Source organism: Marinobacterium jannaschii DSM 6295 (assembly GCF_000620085.1).
In the GTDB taxonomy this organism is placed as follows: Bacteria; Pseudomonadota; Gammaproteobacteria; order Pseudomonadales; family Balneatricaceae; genus Pontibacterium; species Pontibacterium jannaschii.
The window spans coordinates 46,226-69,958 of record NZ_KK211067.1 but is presented as its reverse complement, the minus strand read 5'-3'; the positions used below and the strand labels follow the sequence as shown (position 1 = coordinate 69,958).

General features: G+C 56.1%; 25 protein-coding genes and 1 tRNA gene. 9 read left to right on the top strand and 17 right to left on the bottom strand.

Going from position 1 to position 23,733, the window contains the following annotated elements:
• Positions 1-2: 2 nt before the first annotated feature.
• Positions 3-926 (top strand): branched-chain amino acid ABC transporter permease, encoded by a 924-nt coding sequence (locus Q354_RS0120875; protein WP_027859296.1) that lies wholly within the window; start codon positions 3-5, stop codon positions 924-926.
• 624 nt (positions 927-1,550) lie between these two features.
• On the opposite strand, the gene Q354_RS0120870 is transcribed toward Q354_RS0120875, so the two are convergent.
• The 3 genes from Q354_RS0120870 to Q354_RS26770 form a co-directional block, all read right to left on the bottom strand.
• Positions 1,551-1,627, bottom strand: a tRNA-Met gene (locus Q354_RS0120870).
• A 121-nt stretch (positions 1,628-1,748) separates the two neighbouring features.
• A complete protein-coding gene (locus tag Q354_RS0120865) occupies positions 1,749-3,845 on the bottom strand; it encodes a tRNA(Met) cytidine acetyltransferase TmcA (protein ID WP_027859295.1) in 2,097 nt (698 codons plus the stop codon).
• Between the two features lie 80 nt (positions 3,846-3,925).
• Positions 3,926-4,645, bottom strand: coding sequence for a GGDEF domain-containing protein (locus Q354_RS26770; protein ID WP_051560491.1), 720 nt, complete (start codon positions 4,643-4,645; stop codon positions 3,926-3,928).
• A 198-nt stretch (positions 4,646-4,843) separates the two neighbouring features.
• Here Q354_RS26770 and Q354_RS0120850 point away from each other — a divergent pair, with 198 nt between their 5' ends.
• Positions 4,844-5,386 carry a heme NO-binding domain-containing protein gene (locus Q354_RS0120850; protein ID WP_027859294.1) on the top strand — a complete coding sequence of 181 codons (543 nt, stop codon included), beginning with the start codon at positions 4,844-4,846 and terminating at the stop codon, positions 5,384-5,386.
• On the top strand, positions 5,383-6,372 hold the full coding sequence (locus tag Q354_RS26765; RefSeq protein WP_051560489.1) for a sensor histidine kinase: 990 nt from the start codon (positions 5,383-5,385) through the stop codon (positions 6,370-6,372). The genes Q354_RS0120850 and Q354_RS26765 overlap by 4 nt, the downstream gene beginning before the upstream one ends.
• Here Q354_RS26765 and Q354_RS0120840 read toward each other — a convergent pair.
• On the bottom strand, positions 6,362-6,781 hold the full coding sequence (locus Q354_RS0120840) for an Lrp/AsnC family transcriptional regulator (RefSeq protein ID WP_027859293.1): 420 nt from the start codon (positions 6,779-6,781) through the stop codon (positions 6,362-6,364). The genes Q354_RS26765 and Q354_RS0120840 overlap by 11 nt on opposite strands.
• 481 nt (positions 6,782-7,262) lie before the next feature.
• Between Q354_RS0120840 and Q354_RS0120835 the strand changes: the two genes are divergently transcribed.
• Together Q354_RS0120835 and Q354_RS0120830 are read left to right on the top strand one after the other, a co-directional pair.
• Positions 7,263-8,507 carry a multidrug effflux MFS transporter gene (locus Q354_RS0120835; protein ID WP_027859292.1) on the top strand — a complete coding sequence of 415 codons (1,245 nt, stop codon included), beginning with the start codon at positions 7,263-7,265 and terminating at the stop codon, positions 8,505-8,507.
• 41 nt (positions 8,508-8,548) lie between these two features.
• Entirely contained in the window at positions 8,549-9,031 is a 483-nt protein-coding gene (locus Q354_RS0120830; RefSeq protein ID WP_027859291.1) for a GreA/GreB family elongation factor, read from the top strand.
• A gap of 22 nt (positions 9,032-9,053) precedes the next feature.
• Here the strand turns inward: Q354_RS0120830 and Q354_RS0120825 are convergent, their stop codons facing one another.
• The 8 genes from Q354_RS0120825 to bioB all read right to left on the bottom strand — a co-directional run bounded on the left by Q354_RS0120825 (position 9,054) and on the right by bioB (position 15,700).
• Entirely contained in the window at positions 9,054-9,659 is a 606-nt protein-coding gene (locus Q354_RS0120825; protein ID WP_027859290.1) for a DUF924 family protein, read from the bottom strand.
• A 48-nt stretch (positions 9,660-9,707) separates the two neighbouring features.
• Positions 9,708-10,442: an EAL domain-containing protein gene (locus Q354_RS0120820; protein ID WP_027859289.1), complete on the bottom strand. Its 735-nt coding sequence runs from the start codon at positions 10,440-10,442 to the stop codon at positions 9,708-9,710.
• 100 nt (positions 10,443-10,542) lie between these two features.
• Complete coding sequence (smrA, locus tag Q354_RS0120815; protein ID WP_027859288.1) at positions 10,543-11,121, bottom strand: DNA endonuclease SmrA; 579 nt, start codon at positions 11,119-11,121, stop codon at positions 10,543-10,545.
• A gap of 66 nt (positions 11,122-11,187) precedes the next feature.
• The gene (bioD, locus tag Q354_RS0120810) at positions 11,188-11,871 is read right to left on the bottom strand and encodes a dethiobiotin synthase (RefSeq protein ID WP_027859287.1); all 684 of its coding nucleotides are present in this window, start codon (positions 11,869-11,871) and stop codon (positions 11,188-11,190) included.
• Positions 11,864-12,661 carry a malonyl-ACP O-methyltransferase BioC gene (gene bioC, locus Q354_RS0120805; RefSeq protein ID WP_027859286.1) on the bottom strand — a complete coding sequence of 266 codons (798 nt, stop codon included), beginning with the start codon at positions 12,659-12,661 and terminating at the stop codon, positions 11,864-11,866. The genes bioD and bioC overlap by 8 nt, the downstream gene beginning before the upstream one ends.
• A complete protein-coding gene (gene bioH, locus Q354_RS0120800; RefSeq protein ID WP_027859285.1) occupies positions 12,658-13,434 on the bottom strand; it encodes a pimeloyl-ACP methyl ester esterase BioH in 777 nt (258 codons plus the stop codon). The genes bioC and bioH overlap by 4 nt, the downstream gene beginning before the upstream one ends.
• Positions 13,431-14,597, bottom strand: a complete 1,167-nt coding sequence (gene bioF / locus Q354_RS0120795; protein WP_027859284.1) for an 8-amino-7-oxononanoate synthase — start codon at positions 14,595-14,597, stop codon at positions 13,431-13,433. Before bioF ends, bioH begins: the two co-directional genes overlap by 4 nt.
• Before the next feature lie 59 nt (positions 14,598-14,656).
• Positions 14,657-15,700 carry a biotin synthase BioB gene (gene bioB / locus Q354_RS0120790; protein WP_027859283.1) on the bottom strand — a complete coding sequence of 348 codons (1,044 nt, stop codon included), beginning with the start codon at positions 15,698-15,700 and terminating at the stop codon, positions 14,657-14,659.
• Positions 15,701-15,820: 120 nt separating this feature from the next.
• On the opposite strand from bioB, the gene Q354_RS0120785 reads away from it, so the two are divergent.
• The 4 genes from Q354_RS0120785 (at position 15,821) to Q354_RS0120770 (ending at position 20,071) form a co-directional block, all read left to right on the top strand.
• The gene (locus tag Q354_RS0120785; protein WP_027859282.1) at positions 15,821-16,528 is read left to right on the top strand and encodes a ComF family protein; all 708 of its coding nucleotides are present in this window, start codon (positions 15,821-15,823) and stop codon (positions 16,526-16,528) included.
• A gap of 86 nt (positions 16,529-16,614) precedes the next feature.
• Positions 16,615-18,303: a Na/Pi cotransporter family protein gene (locus tag Q354_RS0120780; protein ID WP_027859281.1), complete on the top strand. Its 1,689-nt coding sequence runs from the start codon at positions 16,615-16,617 to the stop codon at positions 18,301-18,303.
• Positions 18,304-18,455: 152 nt separating this feature from the next.
• Positions 18,456-19,715 (top strand): diguanylate cyclase domain-containing protein, encoded by a 1,260-nt coding sequence (locus tag Q354_RS0120775; RefSeq protein ID WP_169828921.1) that lies wholly within the window; start codon positions 18,456-18,458, stop codon positions 19,713-19,715.
• The gene (locus Q354_RS0120770) at positions 19,712-20,071 is read left to right on the top strand and encodes a hypothetical protein (RefSeq protein WP_027859279.1); all 360 of its coding nucleotides are present in this window, start codon (positions 19,712-19,714) and stop codon (positions 20,069-20,071) included. The genes Q354_RS0120775 and Q354_RS0120770 overlap by 4 nt, the downstream gene beginning before the upstream one ends.
• A 29-nt stretch (positions 20,072-20,100) precedes the next feature.
• On the opposite strand, the gene Q354_RS0120765 is transcribed toward Q354_RS0120770, so the two are convergent.
• The 5 genes from Q354_RS0120765 to Q354_RS29075 form a co-directional block, all read right to left on the bottom strand.
• On the bottom strand, positions 20,101-21,024 hold the full coding sequence (locus Q354_RS0120765; RefSeq protein WP_027859278.1) for a Dyp-type peroxidase: 924 nt from the start codon (positions 21,022-21,024) through the stop codon (positions 20,101-20,103).
• Positions 21,025-21,206: 182 nt separating this feature from the next.
• Complete coding sequence (locus tag Q354_RS0120760) at positions 21,207-21,821, bottom strand: HvfX family Cu-binding RiPP maturation protein (RefSeq protein ID WP_036230991.1); 615 nt, start codon at positions 21,819-21,821, stop codon at positions 21,207-21,209.
• A gap of 40 nt (positions 21,822-21,861) precedes the next feature.
• Positions 21,862-22,638: an HvfC family RiPP maturation protein gene (locus Q354_RS0120755; protein WP_027859276.1), complete on the bottom strand. Its 777-nt coding sequence runs from the start codon at positions 22,636-22,638 to the stop codon at positions 21,862-21,864.
• Complete coding sequence (locus Q354_RS0120750) at positions 22,619-23,470, bottom strand: HvfB family MNIO-type RiPP peptide maturase (RefSeq protein WP_027859275.1); 852 nt, start codon at positions 23,468-23,470, stop codon at positions 22,619-22,621. The genes Q354_RS0120755 and Q354_RS0120750 overlap by 20 nt, the downstream gene beginning before the upstream one ends.
• Positions 23,471-23,592: 122 nt before the next feature.
• The coding region (locus tag Q354_RS29075) for an HvfA family oxazolone/thioamide-modified RiPP metallophore (protein ID WP_036230989.1) at positions 23,593-23,733 on the bottom strand (141 nt) is incomplete at its 5' end.

Genomic DNA, 23,733 nt, shown 5'->3' with positions numbered 1-23,733 from the left:
CCATGCAACTGAATAAATCCATGATTGCCCTGGTTGTTCTGGGGCTGCTGGCACCTCTGGCACTGTACCCCGTGTTCCTGATGAAGGTACTCTGCTTTGCCCTGTTCGCCTGTGCCTTTAACCTGCTGCTCGGCTTTGTCGGCCTACTCTCATTCGGTCACGCCGTGTTCCTGGGTACCGGCGGTTATATCACCGGCTACCTGATGTCGACCACCGGCCTGACACCGGAGATCAGCATTCTTGCGGGCACTCTCTGTGCAGCCGCACTGGGGGCGGTCTACGGCAAGCTGGCAGTAAAACGTGAAGGCATCTACTTCGCCATGGTTACCCTGGCACTGGCACAGCTGATGTTCTTCGTCTATCTGCAGGCACCATTTACCGGCGGTGAGGATGGCCTGCAGGGCGTGCCGCGCGGCGAGTTGTTCGGCTTTATCGACCTGAGCGATAACATGAACATGTACTACTTCGTCTTCGCGATCTTCCTGTTCGGCTTCTGGCTGGTGAACCGCACCATCCACTCCCCGTTCGGCCAGATCCTGAAAGCGATCCGTGAGAACGAGCCACGCGCTATCTCTCTGGGCTATAACGTCAATGACTACAAATGGGCTGCCTTTGTTATCTCCGCTGCGCTGGCGGGCATGGCGGGCTCCACCAAGACTCTGGTCTTCCAGCTGGCATCCCTCAATGACGTTCACTGGCATATGTCCGGCGAAGTGGTACTGATGACCCTGCTGGGCGGCATGGGCACCATCTTCGGCCCGATCGTCGGCGCGGCATCCGTGGTCGGTATCCAGAACTACCTTTCCGGTGGCGAGCTGGGCAACTATATCCACATCATCATGGGTTTGATCTTCGTAGTCTGTGTACTGGCCTTCCGCAACGGCATCGTTGGCGAATTCCACAAGCTGCTGAAAAAGAACTTCTGAGACAAGTTTGCCTAAGCAAGGCGAGCAAGACCAAAGGCCCTTCAGGTTTAACCTGCGGGGCCTTTTTATCACGCTGCACGCGAGCTACGAGCTACGAGCTACGAGCTACGAGCTACGGATAGCTTGCTACTTAATAACTGAAAGCTAATATCTATTCTCAGGCAGAATCGAGTCCGATGCCCCTTCTTCCTCGATACCTACTCGAAATTCCGTCCCAAATTTCAGACACAAAAAACCAGCTCTGAGCTGGTTTCTTAGTGCTAGCGGGTAGCTATAGGAGCAGTATGTAGCTTTAAGCTGAAAGCTTGCAGCTGCCTCTTAGGTAGCGGAGCCAGATTTGAGCTAACGACCTTCCCTGCTTTTCAAAAGAGCCGAGCCTGACAAGCCTTCTTGCTCAGCGCCTACGCAATATTCCGCCCAAATCTCAGGCACAAAAAAACCAGCTCTGAGCTGGTCTCTTGTTGCTAAAAGCTTGAAGCTCTTAACTTTTACGTTGGTAGCGGGGGCCACATTTGAACTGATGGCCTTCCCGGCTTTTATGGAGAATCGAGCCCGACGCCTGTTTTCTCAGGCCCTAAAACGACGAAAGGCAACCTGATAGGTTGCCTTTCTGAATTCTTACGTTGGTAGCGGGGGCCAGATTTGAACTGACGACCTTCGGGTTATGAGCCCGACGAGCTACCAGGCTGCTCCACCCCGCATCAACGTGGGGCGTATACTATAGACGGCTCCCACACAGCGCAAGCGATAAATTCAAGAAAGTGTCATTTTCTTTTAATTTTTATCAATATCGCCGTGAAAACGATCAACCCTGGCTATAAATCACTCAATCAGCAGGGATTTCACTCCCTCGCGAAGCTGCCGCATCACCGCTTTGCGTCCCTGTCCCGGAAACACCTGCTGCTGATCCTGTTGCTGCAGCACCAGACGGATCAGCCATTGTTGCTGTTGTGTCAGAGCCTGGCCCTGATCTTCCCGGGCAAACTGCAGCAAGAGTTTTTGTAAAGGCACCAGACAACTTTCCAGCATGCGGTTATGCCAGGCAAAGGCCTGCAGATCGAGCCGATCCTGATCGGACAACTGCCAGTATGGATCAGGGTGCTGTATCAGCTGAATCACCAGCGCCGGTTCCAGTTCAGTGTAGACACTGGTGAGTAACAGCGGTAACTGCTGCTGGAAACGCCGCCCAAGCTCTGCCTGCAGGCGCAGAAAGGGTTCAGATAATCCCTGCAAAACCAGCGCTGCATGACAGCCACTGACAAGGTCCCGTGTCTGGCCCAGTCGTACCGGGACAAAGCGATTTTGTTGCCAGAATGGTATCAGGTCAGGACTGGCGGCAAAGCTGGAGCCAAGGTAGTCCCAGCCCATCTGCTGAGCATCCTGTTTTAGCCGCAGGAGCATCTCTGACCCCAACCCCTGACGCTGCATCTGCGGGTGCACGGCAATACGCATAATCCGGCCAGCCCTGAAGCCAGCTGCCTGAATACAGCCTTCCTGAGCGATCAGGGTTTGTGGCAACAGGTGGCCGGTCGGACGACGCTTACCCTGCCAGATCGCTTCTGCCAGGCTGCGATCCACCGGTCCCTCTTCGGCCACCAGCAGTACGCCCAGTACCTGTTGTTGACTGTTCTGTGCCAGCCAGATATGCAGGTTAGGGCTATCCAGCAGGATTCGCAGATCGCCCGGCGTAGTTCTGTAATGGGCCTGTACCAGCAGGCCGAACAACTGTCGTAGCAACGGCTCGTCCGCGGCCAGTCGATCCCGATCCGCTCTGGTAATGGAAACCGACAGATCAGACAGCGCCTCATCTGCTTCGGCATCCAGCATCAATGCCCTAAAGGTAAAAGCCTCAAGGGGGTCCCCCTCAGCCCAACGCACCGGTTGTTCCATTCTAACCTGCTGCCAACCGGGTGCCAGCTGTTCAAGCTGGCGCATAAAGCGCACAGCAAAGCCGCGCCCGGTCCCTTCATAGCCGTGGATGGTGGAGGCAAAGATACAACGGCTGTAGTGCTGCAGCAGGCGCAGCAGCACCGGTGCAGGAATCGCCGCCGCTTCATCTACCAACAACACCACGCCTTCCGCAGTTTGCTGCAGCGCCAGATCAGGCTCCATAAAGCGCAGGCAGTCGGACTGACCGCCAGGATCCGTTGCCCCGGCGGAGAAACGAAACACTTCTTCTACCGCTTCCCGGCCCGGCGCGGTGACGATGATCCTGCGCCCCTGCCGGATCAGTTCAGCCGCCGCAATCCCCAGTGCGGCTGACTTACCGCGCCCGCGATCTGCAGTCAGTACCAGTGGACGGCGCCCGCGCCTGACCGCTTTCAGGATCGCCTCAACCGCCATCTGCTGGTCTGCAGTCCTGCAGTGCCACGCCAGATCAGCGCTCGGCTCAGCCGCCCGCATCATATTGCGGCTGCTTGTTGCGGCCAGCCCGGGCAGTGCTCCACCTTCCTGCCAACAGACGAATCCACTAACCTTCATCGCCTCCGCCAGGCGACGGATAAAGCGCCGGCCTACGTCATCTGGCCGGTAGGGTTCGACCGCAATTGCAGATAACTCCGGATCATTAAATAAAGGCCACTGCTCCAGCGGCGGCGTCAGAAGTATCAGAATACCGCCACCACGCAGCGTGCCGCTCAGCTGGCCAAACGCATTGGGGTTAAAGCCTGCCCAGCAATCAACTACCAGGCAATCCGTCTCTGTCCCCAGAAAACGGTGCGCCCGGGCAGGGTCTATTGCGGACTCGGGCGAGCCCCCCGCATCTATCCCTAACCAACGCGGCTGACTGGCCTCATCAGTGATCAGCCGGGCCTGTTGCCGGCACCATTCACGTGAACCATGCAACCGCAATACAGCCCGATGCCCTGCGGTTTCGGCCTGTACAAGCATTTGTCTATAAAGGGAAAGAAGATCGGACATAGAATGAACCAGAAAGGCTGTAGCGAAGCTATGCAGACCGGGCTTAGCAGCCGCCAGAACAGGGTCTGGCAGCCAGATTATTAATAACTCAGAGTCACCGGCGGTTCATCACTGCGCTCGGCAAAGTACTCGGCACGATTTCCACCCAGCGACTTTGCCCGCTGCAATTGTTGCAACGCCATATCCAGTGCGCGTTCGGGTAGAAGGTCAGCAGATGGCTGCAAAGTCACAATCCCCAGACTGCTGGTCATTACACCGGACGGAGCATCGGCATGAGTAATCGCCAGAGCCTCGATCGCCTGTCTCAGGCCATCCGCAAAGTGACGTGAATGTTCATTGGTACTTGGTAGCAACAGGGCAAACTGATCACTCGCCAGCCGTGCCACCAGATCTCCCGGCCGGGATACTTTTTGTTTTAACAGCGCCGCAACCTGCTGCAGGCACTCATCACCGGCTTCGTAGCCAAAGCGGTCGTTATAGCCCTTAAGGTTATCCAGATCGATCACCGCCAGAGTCAGTGGACTGAACTCCCGCTGAGCACGACGGCACTCCACCTGCAGACGCTGTTCCAGTGTCGTGCGGTTTGCCAGACCGGTCAGTTTATCTTCGGAGGATACCTTTTCCAGCATCGCCCTGGCATCGGCAATCTCGGACTCCCGCTGCTTGATCAGTGCGCTGATAACGCGATTGTGGCGCAGCAACACAATCAGATAGATAACGATCAGGACATTAATTGTCAGCCCCGAAACCAGCAGCCAGCCTGGCAATTCAGTGGTACCTGCCAAGAGAAAACCTCGCATTCATGGTGCACAGCATCCTTAAAAGTCACCCGTCTCCGAGGCTTAACAGGCTTTACACCAGCCCGACCCCGGTTTTCAGATTCTCTAATAATGCCACAGGATGCATCAAATCCTGCAATAAAACTCCCGCCTTCTGTGGTTACAGTCCTAAAGTGATGAGCTAAGCTGCTAGACAGGATTACGCAAGGGAGAACGGAAATGAAGGGCGTGGTTTTTAACATACTGGCCGATATGGTTGAAGAAACAGCAGGCCTTGAGGTCTGGAATGATATTGTAGAAGAAGTATCCCCATCCAAAGGCGCCTATACGGCGGCCCAGAGCTATTCCGACGAGGAACTGTTTGCATTGGTCGGGGCCGTATGTGAAAAGCTCCAGATCCCGCGGGAAGATGCAATCCGGGCATTTGGAAAGTTCATGTTCGGACAGCTGGCCAGCCGATACCCTATTTTCGTTCAGCAACAGCCTGACCTGATCCGCTTTCTGAAAAGCGTCGACTCGGTGATCCACGTTGAAGTAGAAAAGCTCTATACCTCTCCCCACCTGCCAGAGTTTAAATACAGCGAACCCGCGCCCGGAAAGCTGATTATGCACTACCACTCCGAACGCAAGCTGTGTTTCCTGGCGGAGGGACTTATTATGGGCGCTGCAGAGCACTACGGCAGCCAGATTGAGCTGAAACATCCGGTATGCCTGCATCATGGAGCTGACCACTGCGAACTCGAGATCGAGACGGCTATATGAGCGAAGAAAACAATCCTTTCAAAACCGCCTATCAAAGAGAGAAGCATGCCCGCCGGGAAGCAGAGCAGCTGCTTGAGGATAAAAGCCGCGAGTTGTACCTGAAAAACCGCGAGCTTGAAGCCAGCTATGAGCAGCTTAAAGCGCAGCAGGCGCTGATGCTAAAAAATGAAAAGATGGCCACCCTGGGTACCCTTTCGGCCGGAATGGCGCATGAAGTCAATAACCCGCTGGCGTTCGTCGTAAGCAATATCAAAACGCTGCAGGAATATATCGCCGCCTATCTCCGGTTACAGAAACTGATCTACAAATGGGTTGATGAGAAAAAGCTTCCCGCCCCCCATATCAAGGTCTTGCAAGAGCTGGCCGAGCGGGAGGATTTTGAATATCTGATTGAGGATATCCCCAGCCTGCTGAATGAAACTGCGGATGGAGCGAACCGGGTTAAGGAGATCGTCACGAACCTGCGCAGCTTCTCACGCACCCAGCAAAGCGACCGTGTGGAAACGGATCTTACCGAGGGCATACGCAGCACCCTGAAACTGATTAACAGCCGTTTTGGTGAAAACATCCAGTTGAAACTGGACCTGCAGCCTATTCCAGCGGTGATCTGCAACAGTAATGAGATCAATCAGGTCTTTATGAACCTGATTATTAATGCCGAGCAGGCGATCGACGGTGCCGGCATGATCGCAATCAAGTGCTTCGCTGAAAAAGATCAGGTGGTGGTAACCATCAGCGATACCGGTGCCGGTATACCAGAGGAGATACAGAAGGACATCTTCACGCCGTTCTTCACCACCAAACCACCCGGTAAAGGCACCGGCATGGGGCTGGCCGTGGTACATGGCATTATCGAAGAACATGGCGGCACGATCAGCCTGAAATCAGTGCCTGGTAAGGGCACCCGCTTTGAAATCCGCCTGCCGCAGGAGTCTGCAGCAGCAACAACCGGCGGCAGCAGTAGCGCTTCTGCTGTCAGCGCTTGAGGCGTTCTTCCAGCACCGTGCAGGTAAAGATCCGGGTCAGCTTAGCCAGCCCTTCCAGATGGTTGCGTACCTCGTTCAGGCGCGACATATTATCCGCCTCAACCCGGACGATCATATCAATATCGCCTGTGATGATATGCACGCCACGCACTTCAGGCAGGCCCTGAATCTGGCTGATCACCTCATCATTATTGGCTTTGTTAAAGGTCAGCAGAAAGAACGCCGAAACCAGATTTTCCGGAGCCTTCAGCACGACCCGGTAACCCTCGATCACTCCGGTTTCTTCCAGCTTGCGAATCCGGTCAGTCACTGCGCTGCGGGACAGGCCGATCTGACGGGCCACTTCCGTGGTGGATTGCCGGGCATTCTCTGACAGGCATCGGATGATCTGTTGGTCAAACTTGTCCATGGGTGCTACCGCAAAGGTTTCGACTGCGTTGGGAGAGAGAAAGTACCACAGAAACAGGCCCGGTAAAACGCCGTCAAATCGTCGGCCGTACCCACGTTTTAACGGAAAAATGCCTCACTTTTGCAGCTGCATCAGCATAGCTCCCGGCCGCATAATAGTTATACGGAATATTCACATCCCCTTTATCAGGTCAGCTGATAGCCGGAATAGCATCAGAGATCCGGTTGTTTGCCGGGCCGCCACTGAATATCCAACCATTCTCTTTGGTAGCGCCGCGAACGCTTCGGGTCCGGACAAAAAGCAACGAGCGTTTTCATGTTTTTTTACGGCCCGGTCTTGCGCTACATTCGGCAGGCAGCCTCCGGCTGCCTGCTATTTTTCACCACATTACGCCGATTTTCAGGACAGTCTTTAGCCTCCGCCGAAACAAATTTGGCCTTATACTGGGCGATTATCTTCTTCCCGGTCTCCGAAGGGCTGCATGAATACCAACCAACTATCAAAATCCCTGGTTTACTCTCTGGCCTGCCTGATGGCGCTGGCACCCTTTGCCATCGATACCTATCTGCCATCACTACCCGATATTGCCAAAGAGTTCTCGGCTGAACTGCATCAGGTGGAAGCCTCTGTTGCCATCTACATGCTGGGATATGCCATCGGCCAGCTCTTCGGCGGCCCCTTGTCAGACCAGATGGGACGCAGGCTAACTGCCGTGCTCGGTTGCAGCCTGTTTATGATCAGCAGCCTGTTGCTTGCGGTAAGTGACTCCATTGACCAGCTGCTGCTGTTCCGCCTGATTCAGGCCGTCGGTGGCGGCACCGCCACGGTGGTTGCCGCCGCCACTGTCAGAGACCGTTTCCGGGGACGGGAGGCAGCCCGGGTTATGTCACTGATCGGTATGATCATGATGGGGGCGCCGCTGATCGCCCCCGCCGTCGGGGCCGGCATACTGCACTTTTCCGGCTGGCGGATGATCTTCGTCGCACTGGCGATCTACGGCGGTATCGCGATGACGGTGAGCCTGCTGAACCTGCCATCGGTGACTGGACGGCAAAAAGCATCCGCATCAGATCAGGCCCCCGCGGATAAATCTAAGCGCGGGCTGAAAGCGGCCCTGGCCGGCTATACCGCCGTATTAAAGAACGGCCCGGCCCGTGGCTATATCCTGACCGTCGGCCTGGCCTTCTCCACCATGTTTATCTTCCTGACCGAATCCTCATTTATCTACATCGTGCACTTTGAGGTCAGCCCGAACCATTTCCCGCTGCTGTTTGGCGCAAATATCATCGTGATGATGCTGTTTAACCGATTAAATATGCGCCTGCTGGACCGGTATTCGCCGCACCAGCTGTTGCGGGCCGGGGTCAGTTTGCAGCTAACCTGTGCGATTCTGCTGGCCCTGTCTGTCCAGAGTGGCATTATCAATCTGCCGCTGGCAGTCGGCCTGATTATGCTGACGATCGGCTCTCTGGGCATGGTGTTTGCGAACGGCGTCTCCTGCTATCTGGAATTCTTTCCCAATAATGCTGGTACCGCCAACGCGGTCATGGGCTGCAGCCAGAATATCATTGCGGCCACCGCAGGCAGCAGCGCGACCCTGTTGCACGATGGCACTCTGGCGCCGGTGACGCTGCTGATGGCAGCCACCGCACTGGGCGCGGTATCGGCCATTCACTTGCTCACCCGTCCCGCAGTAAGAACTTGCCAGCCGAAATCGGAAGCGTAAGATCCTAAGCTGTAACCGCTAACCGGAAAGAATCACCGTTGATGGATAAGCAGCCCCTGATTACGCAGATTATCGACCAGCTACAACAGCAGCTGGATGAAGCCCTGCAAGCCGCTGAAGAAGCGCATCTCAATGCCACTAACAGCGAAAGCATCGCCGAAACCCAGTACGACACCATCGGACTGGAAAATGCCTACCTGGCCCACGGCCAGTCAATGCGTAGCGAAGGCCTGATCAGGGCTATCAGCCGCTATCAGAATCTGCCGCTGCGGGCGTTTGAGGAAGATGACGAGATTGCTGTCGGGGCCCTGGTTACTCTGGAGTCAGAACAGGGAGAGCAGTGCCGCTTTCTGATCGGCCCCGAGGCCGGAGGTCTGGTACTGATGCTGGCACAGCAGCCGGTTACCCTGATTACCCCCGAGACCCCGGCAGGACAGCAACTGATGCAGCGTCAGCGGGATGATGAGGTCGAGCTGCGCCGAGCCGGACAACTCAACCGCTTTATCATTACCGATATAGCCTGACCTGCTGCCAGGCAATGGAGGCCTACTGTCCCCAGCGGGAGGAGAGCTGTTCAAGGAATTCAAGCTCCTCTTCGCTGGAGCTGCGTCCCAGCGCTTCATTACGGTGAGGAAAGCGACCAAAGCGCACGATCACATTGCGGTGCTGGTGCGCGAAATCCAGATTGCCCTGGGCGGCTTCCTTACGGTCGTCCGGAACCTCCTGCACCAGCTTCTGAAACTGCTTGATACAACGTTCCTGGGCATCCAGGTCTTCGGCATGTTCCAGCGGCATATAGAAGAAAGTACGCTCGGTATACGCCAGCTTACGGTCATGTCCAAGCTCGATTCCCTCTTTACACAGGCCCAGTGCTTTGGCATCCCCGGAAAATGCTTTGGCCGTGCCACGGTAGATATTGCGGGTAAACTGGTCCAGCAGGATAATCAGCGCCAGGCGCCCTCGGGGGGCATCGGCCCAGTGATCCAGTTCACCGCCCAGCGCCGGCTCCATCAGGTAACCGAACTGCTGCCCGATCAGCAGGTCCTGCTCAGGATTTCCCATCCACCATAACTGGCTGCGATCGGTAGTGGTAAAGCCCCCCTCAATCTCACCAAACCAGAACTCCAGAATCGCGTCAATCTGATGCGCCATGGCCATCTCCCTATAGTTTTTGAGCGTTTATAACACTTTAGCACAAGGCTATTCGCGGTTGTTGCTAAAACGTCTGAACTGATCCCGGTAGAGAAACCCCTGCACCAGGTCAACTCCCAGACGCTGAGCCCATCTCAGATCAGCCTCAGTTTCGACGCCTTCGAGTACGGTACGTTTACCGCTGCCAGCGGCAAATCCGATCAGACTCTGCAACATAGCAAACTTAGCTGAATCTTCCCGACATCCCAGCCAGGAACGGTCAAATTTAATAAAGTCCACCGCCTCCAGTACCTGCAGCGACAGCATCGATCCCGGTGCACCGACATCATCAAGCGCCAGTTCAATATCCTGCTGATGGAATACCTGACTGAGCTGGTTGCAGGCATTGGCATCACTGACACTGGTATTTTCAATCAGCTCCACCACTACCTGGTCGCTGCGGCAGATCAGGTCGACCAGCGGATTGGTCTGGCCCTCAATGGCAAAACCAAGATAAGCATCGGGATCAAGGTTCAGAAACAGGGGATAGCCTTGCGGGCGGCCCTCCAGCTGGAGCTGCTTAAGATCCAGTTCGACCTGTGCCAGTGTCAGGGGGCTGTCATGCAGGGCTTCAAAGACGATCGCCGGAGAGATACTCAGGCCACTGTCTGTGTAGAACCGGGCCAGCGCCTCCCAGGCATAGATTTCGGCGGTTTTCAGGCAGACCAGTGGCTGGTATTCAGCACCATAGAGGCGCTGCTTGATAATACCCATAAGGTCTACGCGGCTGAGTGAGTTATCCATAACGTTTGAAATAGCCATCAAATAAGAATGAATTGCATTATTATTTACAGCGTATTCAAATTCAAGTGAAACCGCTATGGCAGCCCTACCCACTGCAACGTTAACGCTTTTGGTGCTGCTCCCAGTTCGCCAGTCGTTCCTCTTCGCTTTTGCGTAACAGGACATAGACCGCGCTCAGTCCACCATGCTGTTTCTGCGCACTGTGGTACGCCATTACATGGGGAATCTGCGGCAACCAGTCGTTCAGGAAACTTTTCAGGACATTGCCATGGGCCTGCTTGTGCTTACCGCGGCCATGACTGACCAGCACGGTGCGGATGCCGAATTTCATGCTCTCATCGATAAAGGCCAGCAGTTCGTCGCGGGTCTGGGGAACGGTTTTCTTAAACAGATCGAGGCGGGCATCAATCTGGTATTTACCCAGCCGCAGGTTGCGGTAGACCCCCTCCTGCACACCATCACGCTTCCACTCCAGCGGATCATTCGGGTCCACCAGCTGGCAATAGCGGGTGGAAAGCCCCTCCTCTTCACCATCAGTGGCGGCACGGCGGCGGGCTTCATAATCAATATCGCCACGCTTTTCATGGTGGCTGTCCAGCTCGGCGCGGGGATCCCTCTGCAGCGGCTCAACACCTTCATCCTGCATCAGGGCAGAAAAATCCAGATCATCGTTGTTCATGACGGAATCCTCCTTCTATGCGGAACAGCCAACGGCCGGTGGCGATAGCCCCGGCCGCGGTAGTGATCAGTCCAGTAGGGACAGATCGAGAAACGGCGCTACATTCTGCGGCGTCGGGTCCTCGAGGTGAGGAATCTCGCCCAGCAGCGGTGCCCGCAGCATCGATTTAATCGTGCCGATATTCTCATCGTAGTTTGCCATATCGGCATCAACCCGGTTAGCGATCCACCCCGCCAGACGGATACCATCCCGGGAAACCGATTCTGCAGTCAGCAGAGCATGGTTGATACAGCCCAGCTTCATGCCGACCACCAGAATCACCGGCGTCTGCAGTATCTTTGGCAGATGCGCCATGGTTTCACGGTTATTTAACGGTACCCGCCAGCCGCCCGCACCCTCCACAATCACAAAATCCGCCGGCTGTAGCAGGGTGCCTTTGACGAAGGCCGCGACCCGGTCAGCTGTCAGGCGTCGCTCTGCCTGTGCGGCGGCGATATGCGGCGCGATCGGTGGCTCGAATGCGATCGGGTTTACCTGCTCATACGTAAGAGACAGGCTGGCGGTTTGCTGCAGGATCAGGGCATCGCTGTTCCGCAGCCCTTCCGCGGTCTGTTCGCAACCGGCCGCGACCGGTTTCAGCCCCATTGTGCGCAGGCCCTGCCGGTTTGCCGCCTCAAGCAGGCCGGCTGACGCCACTGTTTTACCGGCATCTGTATCCGTGCCGGCCACAAAATATGTTTTCTTAGCCATGATTCTTCTTCCGTAACAACCCATAGAACACTTCGTAGGTGGCCGGCAGTGATCCATCCACCATGCGTTGCTGTTCGTAGGCGTTCTTAAAGCCAATAATCCGCTGACGTCCGGTCAGGGCATGTTGCTGGCCCTGGTTCATATTGTGTGCCCCGATGCCCTTGAGTTCGTCAGTCAGCTGTTTCAGCTGGCCGTACCGCAGCAGCCGGTCTTCCTCCTGCCAGCGCTCCAGCGCCAGCACATCGGGCAGGGCCTGCTTCAGTTCATCGGCCGGGGTAAAGCTGTTGACGTGGACATAGCCATCGACCGCAGCCCAGGCCTGACGTAATTCATGCAGTGTCTGCGGTCCCAGGGTCGCAAACAGGAAGCAGCCACCGGGTTTCAATACCCGGCCAATCTCGGCAAACAGCTTCGGATAATCACTGCACCACTGGATCGCCAGGCTGGAGAAGATCAGCTCTACGCTGTTATCGGCCAGCGGCAGCGACTCAGCATCGGCACACAGGTAGTGACCGTCACGGAGCGGGCGATGTTCCCGCGCATAGCGCAACATCCCCTCGGCGAGGTCAAGACTGATCAGTGTCGACTGCGGGAACTGCTGCTGCAGACGTTCGCTGAAATAACCGGTACCGCTGCCCAGATCGACGACCCGCTGCGGCTGCAGTTGCGGCAGCTGTTCAAGTGCGGCATTGCCGACATCGCGCTGCAGCTGGGCGACGCTGTCGTAACTTGAGGCGGCCCGGCTGAAAGACGCAGCCACGCGCTGCTTGTCGAACTGTGCCGGACTCATGACGCTCCGGCCTGCAGGAAGTCCAGCAGATCGGCCAGCAACACCTCCGGGTGCGAAAGGAAAGGCACATGACCGGCGCCGGCATAGACACGGATTTCGGTTTCGGGACGGATCGCCTTACAGGCGTCTGCCGCCGCTGCCGGTACCAGCTGGTCTTCGGCACCAAACAGCATCAGCAGAGGTTGCGCCAGCTGAGCCAGGCTGAGGCGCTCGTCCTCTTCCAGCAGTACCAGGCTTTCCGCCAGCGCCGTGGCCGGCTCCTGCTGTGCCGCCAGTACCGCTTTCAACTGTTTCAGACAGGGCCGGGCGGCCTCGGCGCCCTGCACCTGCAGCATGATGAAGCGGGTCAGGGTTTTGGCGGCATTCTGCTGCAGCGCCTGGGCAAAGCCCTGATAGGTATCCTGACTCATCCCCTCCGACCAGCCCTCACGCTGCACAAAGCAGGGGTTGGAGGCCAGCATCACCAGCCGTTCGACCCGCTCAGGCGCTTTGGCAGCCAGCGCCAGCGCCAGCTGGCCGCCCAGCGACCAGCCGATCCAGCTGGCCTTTGCCGGTGCAACGGCCAACAGGGCATCGATCACGGCATCGCGGCCATATGGCTGCGGATATTCGCGACTGGCGCCCAGTCCGGGCAGATCGATCAGGGTAAGGTGGAAATCTTGTGCCAGCGGTTCGATCAGTGGCTGCCATACCTGACTGTTCATTCCCCAGCCATGCAGTAACACCAGTGCCGGGTTGTCGCTGTTTCCGTAATGTTCGTAATGCAGTTTCACTGACTAACCTGTTTAACCTTGTCCAATGCATCCAGCAGCCGGTCGACCTGCTGCTCGCTGTGTGCCGCACTCAGCGTGACCCGCAGCCGCGCACTGCCCTGCGGTACCGTCGGGGGCCTGATCGCACTGATAAAGATCCCCTCTTGTGCCAGCATCGCGCTCATGCTCATCGCCTTATCCGCTTCCCCCACCATAATCGGCTGGATCGGTGTCGGAGAGTCCATCAGCTCCAGTCCCAGCTGTTCACAACCGCTCCTGAAACGACTGATCAGCCGGTTCAGCTTGTCCCGTCGCCAGCTCTCCGTGCGCAGCAGCTTCAGTGAAGTCAGGGTCGCTGCCGCCACTGCCGGAGGCATACTGGTGGTATAGATATAAGTTCGCGCATGCTGGATCAGGGTTTCGATCAGCTCTTCCGATCCGGCAACAAAAGCCCCGGCGGTACCGAAGCCTTTACCCAAAGTGCCTACCAGTACCTGCACATCATCCATACCGAGGCCATACTGTTCGACGCAACCGCCGCCCTGCTTGCCCAGACAACCAAAGCCGTGGGCATCATCCACCATCATCCAGCCACCGGCAGCCTTGGTTTCAGTACAGAGCGCAGGCAGGTCCGCCACATCACCATCCATGCTGAAGACGCCATCAGTGACCACCAGCTTGCGGCGCGCCTCACTCTTCGCCAGTCGCTGCTTCAGGCTGGCCGGATCATTATGCAGGTAGCGCTGAAAACGCGCCCCGCTCAGCAGCCCGGCATCCAGCAGCGAGGCATGGTTCAGACGATCCTGGAACACCGCATCGGACTTGTTCAGCAGCCCGTTCACGGCTCCCAGATTTGCCATATAGCCGGTAGAGAACAGCAGAGCACGAGGCCGGCCGGTAAACTCAGCCAGCGCTTCCTCAAGTTCATGGTGCGGCATCGAATGACCGTTCACCAGATGGGAAGCACCACCGCCGACGCCATACTGCTCTGCCGCCCGCTGTAGCGACTTAACCACCTCAGGGTGATTTGCCAGGCCGAGGTAATCGTTGGAACAGAAAGCCAGATAGGTTTTACCGTCGACCTGAACTTCCGGTGTCTGTGGACTTTGCAGCAGGCGACGTTCGCGGTAGAGAGACTGCGCCCGGCGCGCCTCCAGCTCCGCTTTCAGCTGATCAAATGACATGAGGTGACCCGCTAAAGAATAGGAGAGAAGGACAGGCTACGCGGCCTGCCCCGCACTGATCAGGCTTCGTAGAAGTGAGAGCTGTCCTGCTGGGCCTGCAGATCCTTGATGATCGCCTGCTCCTGCGTCTCATCGGTATCCGAGATCCGCTGTTCCGGATTGATACCCAGACGGCGGAACAGCTGCAGGTCGCGATGGGTTTCAGGGTTCGGCGTGGTCAGCAGGCATTCACCATAAAAGATCGAGTTGGCACCGGCAAAGAAAGTCATCGCCTGCATCTCATCGCTCATCTTTTCACGGCCCGCAGAGAGGCGTACGTGGGAGGCGGGCATCATGATACGCGCCACCGCGATGGTGCGGATAAAGTCCAGATGATCCAGGTCTTCGGCGTTTTCCAGCGGCGTACCTTTCACTTTGACCAGCATATTGATCGGCACACTTTCAGGGTGAGATGGCATATTGGCCAGCTGCATCAGCAGGCCGACACGGTCTTTAGCGGTTTCGCCCATACCGAGGATACCGCCACTGCATACCTTCATGCCGGAATTACGGACATTCTGCAGCGTATCCAGGCGTTCGCCGTAGCTACGGGTTGTGATGATGTTGCCGTAAAACTCCGGCGAGGTATCCAGGTTGTGGTTGTAGTAGTCCAGACCTGCATCGGCCAGACGGTCTGCCTTATCCTGCGTCAGGGTACCCAGCGTCATACAGGTTTCCAGACCCAGTGCCTTAACCTGCTCGACCATATCCAGCACGTACGGCATATCCTTTTCAGACGGATGCTTCCAGGCCGCCCCCATGCAGAAACGGGTAGAGCCGGTCTCTTTCGCCTTGCGGGCTTTCTCCAGCACCTTCTCCACCTGCATCAGGCGTTCTTTTTCCAGGCCGGTGTTGTAGTGACCGCTCTGGGGGCAGTATTTACAGTCTTCCGGGCAGGCACCGGTTTTGATCGATAACAGAGTGCTGACCTGAACCTCATTGGGATCGAAGTTCTCACGATGTACCGTGTGGGCTTTAAACATCAGGTCATTAAATGGCAGGTCGAATAAAGCTTTTACTTCGGCTTCGTTCCAGTCGTGCCTGATCGGGGCTGGCTGTTGCATCTGTCTGTAATCCTTCGGAAAATCTGTCATTGAAAAGCAGGACGCTTTCCTACCACGTGCAGAGGGCACTATTGTAAATTATTTGGTACATGATATCCCGACAGACGGAGCTGTCAACCTATGCCAAAAACACAGGTAAACCACAGATTACTTTTTGATCAATGCATTTTATGCCGCAACGCCTGCCATCGCCATACCGGCATCTGCCAGTCCTGTCTGCAGGATCTGCCCTGGCTGCCCCATCACTGCACGCGTTGCGCCCTGCCCCTGAGCAGTTCGCTGCAGACGCTATGTGCCGACTGTCTGCTGAAACCGCCCGCATTCAGCCTGATCCGCGCCCCTTTCAGCTATCAGTTTCCGCTTGATCAGCTGGTCGGAAAGATCAAATATTCCGGCCATGCCAGCCTGATCGCGCCGCTGGCGCTACAACTGGCACTACAGATACAGCACCCGACAGAATCCCCCGGGCATCCCTTTCCCGATCTGCTGCTACCGGTACCCATGCACCGCCACAGCCTGGCGAAGCGAGGTTTTAACCAGGCAGAACTGATCTGCCGTATTGTCAGCCAGCAGCTGAAACTGCCGTCCGACTTCCGCCGCTTGCGCAAAACCATGGAAACCCGCCACCAGCGGGAGCTGGATAAAAAAGCCCGCAAACAAAACCTGCGCCATGCTTTTGAGTGCCTGCCGCTGGATGGCCTCTCGGTGGCGCTTGTCGACGATGTGATGACCACCGGAACCACGTTGAATGAGATCAGCCGTGTGCTGCTGAACTGCGGTGCCAGCCGCGTGGAAGGCTGGGTTCTGGCTCGCACACCGGAAGCCTGATCGCCGGCGACTTAAGGTCCTTTTCCCTCGGCATGACATATTTACTGCTAAAATATGACAGTATCGACGGCTGACGGAACAACCCTATGTATGAACTTATCGGCACACTGGCCGGGGGAGTTGGTTTATTTCTGTTAGGTATACACCTTATGACCGGCGGCCTGAAAAACGCGGCCGGGCCTGCACTCAAGAAGGCGCTTAAAGCCGCCACTGGCTCCCCCCTGAGAGGCCTTGTTTCAGGCACATTAATCACCGCCCTGGTACAATCTTCCACCGCTGTAACCATTACGACAATCGGTTTTGTTAACACCGGCCTGCTTAACCTGGGACAGTCTGTTGCCGTGATTTACGGCAGCAATATCGGTACGACCCTCACCAGTTGGCTGGTCGCGCTGATCGGCTTCAAGTTCAAGATCGGCGCCGTCGCCATGCCGATGGTCGCGATCGGTATGGCAATGAAGCTGGTCTCCTCCCACACCCGCTATCAACAGACGGGGATCGCTATTACCGGTTTCGGGGTGTTTTTTATCGGACTGGACTTCCTCAAGGACGCCTTTATCGGACTGGATAGCAGTCTGCCCCTGGCCAGCCTGAGTCAGCACAGCATGGGGATACTGCTGCTGGTAGCAGCCGGCTTTGTACTCACATTCCTGCTGCAGTCGTCCGCCGCCGCGATGGCAATTACCCTGTCACTGACCGCCGCCGGCTCTATTCCGCTGATCGGCGCAGCCGCGATGGTTATCGGTGCCAATGTCGGTACCACCTCTACCGCGGTTCTGGCCGTGATCGGCGCGACTGCCAACGCCAAACGGGTGGCCGCCGTGCATGTGCTGTTCAACCTGATTACGGCCGTTGTCGGTATCACTCTGTTACTGACAGCAGGCCCGTTGCTGCAAAACTATCTGAGCGGTCAGGCACTGGATCTGGTGATCCTGCTGGCACTGTTCCATACCCTGTTCAACCTGCTCGGCGTTGCCCTGATATGGCCTTTCAGTGATCAGCTTACGCGCCAGATTAAACGGCGTTTTCGCTCGCAGGAAGAAGATGAAGGCAAACCCCGCTATCTGGATAAGAACATTCTCTACACGCCTTCACTGGCGCTGGAGGCGGTAAAGCTGGAGCTGACGCGGATTGGTGAGATCAGCAATCAGATGGCGCGCCAGGTCCTGAGCAATGAGTATGACCATAGCCGTCCGCTGCAGCCCCAGCTCAGCATCGTGCAGCGCCTGGTCTCCAAACTCGGTAAGTACAACCAGGCACTGGCGCGACAGAAACTGGGCGAAGATACCAGCCCGATGCTGCCCGTCGCCCTCAAGGCAGGGCGTAATTTCAGCGAGCTGGCCCGCCTTGCCACCCGGCTACCCGAGTACACCGATGCTCTGAACGAGGCCGAACATCCGGCGCTGCAAAAGCAGATTTACAACTACCTCGGGGCTGCCGCCACATTACTGGACAGCTGCAAATCCCCCACCTCCTCCAGCTTTATCGGCGAGAAGGTACGACAGAAAAGTCTGGCGCTGGAGCAGCAGTATAAAGAGCTGAAAGGTGCCATCCACAACGCTACCCTGAAACGCAAACTCAAGCCCAAGCAAAGCATGTCCATTCTGGATGCACTCAGCCATATTCAGCGCATGTCTGAACAAGCCGATCAGGGTGCCCGTTACCTGAAACGCTTGCAGCTTTCGCTGGCAAAACTGGATCCTCCTGAAAAGGTCGAACAGGAGATCGAAGAGGTCTCTGAAATGCAAAGCTATGATTCACGACCCGGGCCCTAAATTAGCTATCGCTTGTTCAATTTTTATTCGTATAATTATCCGCTTGGTCCCATAAGGCCCGATTCAGCTGTCCCGGCTTAGTGTTAGTCGTTTGCTGTCCCCTCTGTCCTGAGCCGTCGAGTGAGCTTATCCAGCCACAAGGAGAATCGCCTGTGCGAGTGTTGGTCGTTGATCCGAGCCGCCATCTGCGCAACCTGATTACCACTGAAGTCACCCAGCAAGGATATATTGCCGATTGTTGCGAGAGTAACGAAGCGGCGCTGGTAGCATTAGGTTCACGGCAGTACGGTCTGATCACCACGGCACGTCACCTCCAGGATGGCGACTATACCCATCTGGTTCGATCCATCCGCCAGCATCCCGGCTATCAGTTCACGCCTATATTGCTGATTACCTCCAGCGATGAGCAGATCCTGTTTTCCGAGGCACTGGCCAACGGCGTCACAGATATCTACTGCAAACAGCAACCGGCCGAGCTCTTTGCCGGACTGCGTCGCTCGCTCTACCATTGTGATCTGAGATGCTCCGGCCGGGCACTGGTGCTGGAAGATACCCGCGCCACCGCGATGGTGCTCAAGGCGATGCTGAACAGCTACGGTATGCGCGTCGATTGCTACGATAACTTTGAAAGTGCTTCCGCTGCGCTTAAAGAGACGGAGTACGACCTGGCGATCATCGACCTGATTCTGAAAGACAGCCATACCGGGCTGGAGCTTATCCATAAGATCCGTCACAGCAGCGTCGAGGCGATCCGCAACCTGCCCACCATTGCCCTTACCGGCTACAACGATTCTGCCCGCCGCATCATGGCCTTCCATCTCGGCGTTGATGACTACATCACCAAACCAGTGATGGAAGAGGAACTGAAAGTGCGGCTGGAGCGGGTACTCACCCGCCACAAACTGATCGATCAGCTGCGCGAACGCGAGAGCTATCTCAGCGAGATGGCCCTGAAAGACTCTCTCACCGGACTCTACAACCGCCACGGCCTGTCAGCCTACCTGAAGAAAAGGTTGCGCAGCTGCCAGAAACAGGCGATTCCGGCGGTTTTGCTGGCACTGGACCTGGATCACTTCAAGCAACTGAACGATTCTATGGGCCATCCCGTCGGAGACCGCCTGCTTAAACAGCTGGGCGACACTCTCAACCAGCTGATTCGCAGCGATGATATCGCCGGACGCACCGGTGGCGATGAGTTTATCCTGTTTTTGCACCACTGCGACGACAGCGCTATCGATCACATTGCCGCACGGATTAAAGAGGGTATTCATCATGAATTCCCGGGAGTTGGCTGTAGTATCGGCTTCAGTCATCTGCAGCCAGATGATAGTCTGGAATCACTGATGGTGAGGGCCGATAAGGCACTTTACCGGGCGAAGCATAATAATAAGGGAGGCGTTGAACAGCTATGAAACGCTTATTGCCGGCACTGATAATACCCGCCGCTCTGCTTCTGACAGGTACAGCCGGTGCTGCATCCACAGAGGCCGAACAGCTTGAGCGATGGCTGAAACAGTTCGGAAACAGCCTCGAGCAAGGCGGCGAGATCAGCGCACCCTATATCCGCAGCTACCTGCAGTGTTTCGATGACCAGCAGGCACTGCAGTCAGACCAGCCTCTGGATCTGGAAAAACTGCTGCAACAGGGACTGGCGGCCGGTAAAAGCTGCGCGCCACTGCTGCAACAGATGGTCGAGGCGCTGCAACAACAGCGCAATAACGAAGCTGCGGAGCAAAACCTGCGGGAACTGCTGGAAAAGAGCCTCTGACAGTCAGAGGCTGGCTAGCGGCTTCAGGACTATCCTAGCTGACACAGGAACTCGGTTGAAGGGGCAAAGAATGATTGTCCGGTAACCGCCCGGGTATAGCGCAGCAAGTGATCCCGGTGCCCCTGCTTATCACCCTCGATCATACTCTCCAGCATCAGGCGGAAGTTATCCGCAGAGCGACAGTAGCTGGCAAATATCAGACCACATTCCTTCATCATGCCATAAGGCATACTATGGCGCAGTATCTCGATTGAACGGCCCTCGGCATCTTTTAGCGACGTTCGCTTGGTATGTGCCGTCGGCGCCTTTTTGTCGGAGGCGTATTCCACATTTTCGGCCTTACTGCGACCGATCGTATCTTCCTGGGTTGTCAGCGATTGCAGACTCCAGTGAGGCAGATCATGCACATAACGCTGCAGGTGGATATAACTGCCACCGGCAAAAGCGCTATCTTCATTACCGATCACTGCGACCTCAGCCCGATGATCCCCTTCCGGGTTTTCAGTACCGTCGACAAACCCAGTCAGATCCCGCGAATCCAGATAGCGGAATCCATGCACCTCCTCCACCAGCTCGGCAGCTCCCTGCAGCTCGGCCAGCAGGGCACGCCCCAGCTCGAAGTTAAGATCATGACGCTCAGAGCGGATATGGAATAACAGATCCGCCGGCGTATCCGGCGCCACAAAGCCACCCGACTCCATAGCAGGAAACGCCCGCAGCTGAGCAGGCCGGTCTTCGGCAATCAGTGAATCCCAGTAACTGCTGCCGATCGCAACCACCAGGCTCAGAGCTGCCTGGGGATATTCATTACGATATTGCGCCTGAATCTGTGGAATACGGCTGAGCAACTGACGAATGCGGCTATCGGCATCAACCTGAGCCGTCCGGTTCAGCGTGAGAAACAGGGCATCACTGCTGGCCTCAGCTACCACACCATGCTGATAAAGCGTCATGGAGAGATCCTCTCGTTGTATCGGTTTTAAATGAATCCAGTATAGAGCGGGGTTGCCCCTCAATATAATTGATTAAGGGCAACACCCCGATAGCTAATAACTAATATCGAAGAAAAGCCATCTTCAGGACATAAAAAAGCCTGTCACCAGGACAGGCTTTCTAGCACCTTCAGTTCAGCCTCTCAGGCTTCCTGAGTGCGGAATTTACGGGCAATCCAATAATCCAGACTGAAGTAGCGGCCGCCACCGATAAAGAACAGGCTCAGCAGCATAATAAAGTAGGTCGCCGCAAACTCGATACCGTTGTTCAGAATCACTACTGATCCGCGCCCGGTGAGCCAGCTATAGTTGCCATTCTCACGCAGGATGTCCTTGGCACGGTCAAGCCGCTCGGCTGCTTCCATCACCCGCTCGTTCGCCAACCAGCTGCTGGCATCGGAGATCGCCAACCATCCGTTTTCCAGATGCACAGTCACCGCCGCTACAATCATGGTGACCATCAGCGGAATACTGATCCAGCGGGTCGCCAGGCCGAGAATCAAGGCAATACCACCAAAGAACTCAGTGCCGGCAGCCAGTGCCGCCATCACTTCAGGCATTGGCAGCCCCAGGCCCCACTCGGGGTTTCCGAACCAGGCTGCGGTATCTTCAAAGTGGGATAATTTGTTGTAGCCGGCCTGCATCAGTACGGGGGCCAGATAGAGGCGCAGCAATAGCGGTGCCAGCCCATCTGCCTGACGGCTGTAATCCAGCACATCCTGCAGTTTATTCGCAAAATTGATCAGAGGATTCGCCATAGTCTTGTTCCTTTCAAGGCTTAAAGCTCGTATAGGTGTGTCAGATCGCCGTACCCAGCAAAACCCCAGCCTCGCGCAGATGCGCCAGCGTCTGAGCGCCTCCGGCAATCACCTGTCCCGGCTCGGGGTGCTGCATCTCGGCAGCGATCTGTTCCAGCGCTTCGCGGCCGGTCAGAGACTCATCCTCTGACAGCAGGTAAAGCAGGCGTGCGGTCACCGGGTTAATTTCCATAAACCTCACCTCATCATCGCGGTTGCGATAGGCAATGAGGCAGGTGGGCGTCTCGCCAGGCTGCTCCGGCTGATAATCCGGACGGATACAATGCACCGGATACTGGTACGCCAGCGACCAGGCCAGTGGTGACTGCAGCGGATGTCCGTCGAGCAGATCCGCTTCAGCATCAAAGCCCTGCGACGGAATCTCTGTTTCGGAGCTGTCCAGCGCCAGCTCAACCCACTCGTAGTGCATCAGTTCAGCCATAAAGCCGGGATCGCGCGGATTGGCTTCCCGCTCGCCATTCAGCCAGCTGAGGAATTCTTCGCCGATCTCCAGGAAGTAGGGGGTATGACAGTGATGACTGTCGAAGAAGCTACGTGCCAGTTGGTGCCAGTACTCTTCTGAGCAGAGGCTTTTGAACACCGGAAAGTTCCCCGCCAGAAATCCCTCTACATTGTTGTAGAACAACTCGCGGTAGATCTGCATCCGACGCTCTTCCACGTCGGCAGGCGCAGCATTCTTTTCCGGGTTTCGCAGATGCGCAGCAAATGCATACTGCACCTGTTGAAACTGAGGGCGCTCAGGCGACTGTGCGGGCATCGGCCATCCTCCGTTCGCTCTGGTAGAAACGAATCTGATCTACCTCCCGCATCAATTCAGCCAGTGGAGGTATATTAAAATCCCGCTCTAACAGAGTAGGCACCGGGCCAAACTGCTTATAGGCTTGCTGCAACAGGTTCCACACCGGGTCGATGACATCGGCACCGTGGGTATCGACCTTAAGGTCTTCGGCTTCGTCGTAATGACCGGCAACGTGCAGATACATCAGGCGTTCAGCCGGCATCTGCGCCATAAATTCGTAAGGGTCGTAATTGTGATTAATGCTGTTCACATAGATGTTATTCACATCCAGCAGCAGGTCACAGTCAGCCTCTTCAAGCACCGCCTTCACAAACTGTAATTCGGTCATTTCAGCTGAAGGGGCGGCATAAAAAGAAACGTTTTCAATCGCGATTCGTTGTTCCAGAATCTCCTGAGTCTGCCGGATACGGGCCGCCACGTACTTCACCGCCTCTTCCGTAAACGGAATCGGCATCAGGTCATAGAGGTGACCATCGTCGGTACAGTAACTCAGGTGTTCAGAATAACCGCGAATGTTGTGCTCTTTGATAAAACCTTTCAGGCGCTGCAGGAATTCAGTATCCAGCGCTGAAGGCCCCCCCAGTGACAGTGACAGGCCGTGGGCCATAAACGGATATTTTTCCGTGTACTCGCGGAATTTCCGGCCGAAGCGACCACCCAGTCCCATCCAGTTTTCCGGTGCGACTTCCAGAAAATCGACCTTTTCGGGGTCAACCTCAGGCAGGGTATCCACCATACAACGTCGGAATCCAAATCCAGCACCCGTTACCGGATAGCTTTTATCACTCATCACTCAGGTCCTCGGAGCATCAAATCCAGAAAGGGCTACGAGAATACATAGCCCTGCAGGATGACGATACGACCAGAATCAATCCAGAGAGTATCGTCTCCTTTTTTCAGGCTGCTAAAGGATTAGCTTTCTTTCGTTTTAGAACCGCCACACTTACCTTCGCCGCACTTACCTTCGGACTTGGTTTTTTCGCCGCCGCACTTACCTTCGCCACATTTACCTTCAGCTTTGGTTTTTTCGCCGCCACATTTACCTTCGCCACA

What these genes read in the sequence shown, in the direction of transcription:
- Q354_RS0120875 (WP_027859296.1), top strand. Translation starts at nt 3, where the DNA reads ATGCAACTGAATAAATCCATGATTGCCCTGGTTGTTCTGGGGCTGCTG.
- Q354_RS0120865 (WP_027859295.1), bottom strand. Translation starts at nt 3,845, where the DNA reads ATGTCCGATCTTCTTTCCCTTTATAGACAAATGCTTGTACAGGCCGAA.
- Q354_RS26770 (WP_051560491.1), bottom strand. Translation starts at nt 4,645, where the DNA reads ATGCGAGGTTTTCTCTTGGCAGGTACCACTGAATTGCCAGGCTGGCTG.
- Q354_RS0120850 (WP_027859294.1), top strand. Translation starts at nt 4,844, where the DNA reads ATGAAGGGCGTGGTTTTTAACATACTGGCCGATATGGTTGAAGAAACA.
- Q354_RS26765 (WP_051560489.1), top strand. Translation starts at nt 5,383, where the DNA reads ATGAGCGAAGAAAACAATCCTTTCAAAACCGCCTATCAAAGAGAGAAG.
- Q354_RS0120840 (WP_027859293.1), bottom strand. Translation starts at nt 6,781, where the DNA reads ATGGACAAGTTTGACCAACAGATCATCCGATGCCTGTCAGAGAATGCC.
- Q354_RS0120835 (WP_027859292.1), top strand. Translation starts at nt 7,263, where the DNA reads ATGAATACCAACCAACTATCAAAATCCCTGGTTTACTCTCTGGCCTGC.
- Q354_RS0120830 (WP_027859291.1), top strand. Translation starts at nt 8,549, where the DNA reads ATGGATAAGCAGCCCCTGATTACGCAGATTATCGACCAGCTACAACAG.
- Q354_RS0120825 (WP_027859290.1), bottom strand. Translation starts at nt 9,659, where the DNA reads ATGGCGCATCAGATTGACGCGATTCTGGAGTTCTGGTTTGGTGAGATT.
- Q354_RS0120820 (WP_027859289.1), bottom strand. Translation starts at nt 10,442, where the DNA reads ATGGATAACTCACTCAGCCGCGTAGACCTTATGGGTATTATCAAGCAG.
- smrA (WP_027859288.1), bottom strand. Translation starts at nt 11,121, where the DNA reads ATGAACAACGATGATCTGGATTTTTCTGCCCTGATGCAGGATGAAGGT.
- bioD (WP_027859287.1), bottom strand. Translation starts at nt 11,871, where the DNA reads ATGGCTAAGAAAACATATTTTGTGGCCGGCACGGATACAGATGCCGGT.
- bioC (WP_027859286.1), bottom strand. Translation starts at nt 12,661, where the DNA reads ATGAGTCCGGCACAGTTCGACAAGCAGCGCGTGGCTGCGTCTTTCAGC.
- bioF (WP_027859284.1), bottom strand. Translation starts at nt 14,597, where the DNA reads ATGTCATTTGATCAGCTGAAAGCGGAGCTGGAGGCGCGCCGGGCGCAG.
- bioB (WP_027859283.1), bottom strand. Translation starts at nt 15,700, where the DNA reads ATGCAACAGCCAGCCCCGATCAGGCACGACTGGAACGAAGCCGAAGTA.
- Q354_RS0120785 (WP_027859282.1), top strand. Translation starts at nt 15,821, where the DNA reads ATGCCAAAAACACAGGTAAACCACAGATTACTTTTTGATCAATGCATT.
- Q354_RS0120780 (WP_027859281.1), top strand. Translation starts at nt 16,615, where the DNA reads ATGTATGAACTTATCGGCACACTGGCCGGGGGAGTTGGTTTATTTCTG.
- Q354_RS0120770 (WP_027859279.1), top strand. Translation starts at nt 19,712, where the DNA reads ATGAAACGCTTATTGCCGGCACTGATAATACCCGCCGCTCTGCTTCTG.
- Q354_RS0120765 (WP_027859278.1), bottom strand. Translation starts at nt 21,024, where the DNA reads ATGACGCTTTATCAGCATGGTGTGGTAGCTGAGGCCAGCAGTGATGCC.
- Q354_RS0120760 (WP_036230991.1), bottom strand. Translation starts at nt 21,821, where the DNA reads ATGGCGAATCCTCTGATCAATTTTGCGAATAAACTGCAGGATGTGCTG.
- Q354_RS0120755 (WP_027859276.1), bottom strand. Translation starts at nt 22,638, where the DNA reads ATGCCCGCACAGTCGCCTGAGCGCCCTCAGTTTCAACAGGTGCAGTAT.
- Q354_RS0120750 (WP_027859275.1), bottom strand. Translation starts at nt 23,470, where the DNA reads ATGAGTGATAAAAGCTATCCGGTAACGGGTGCTGGATTTGGATTCCGA.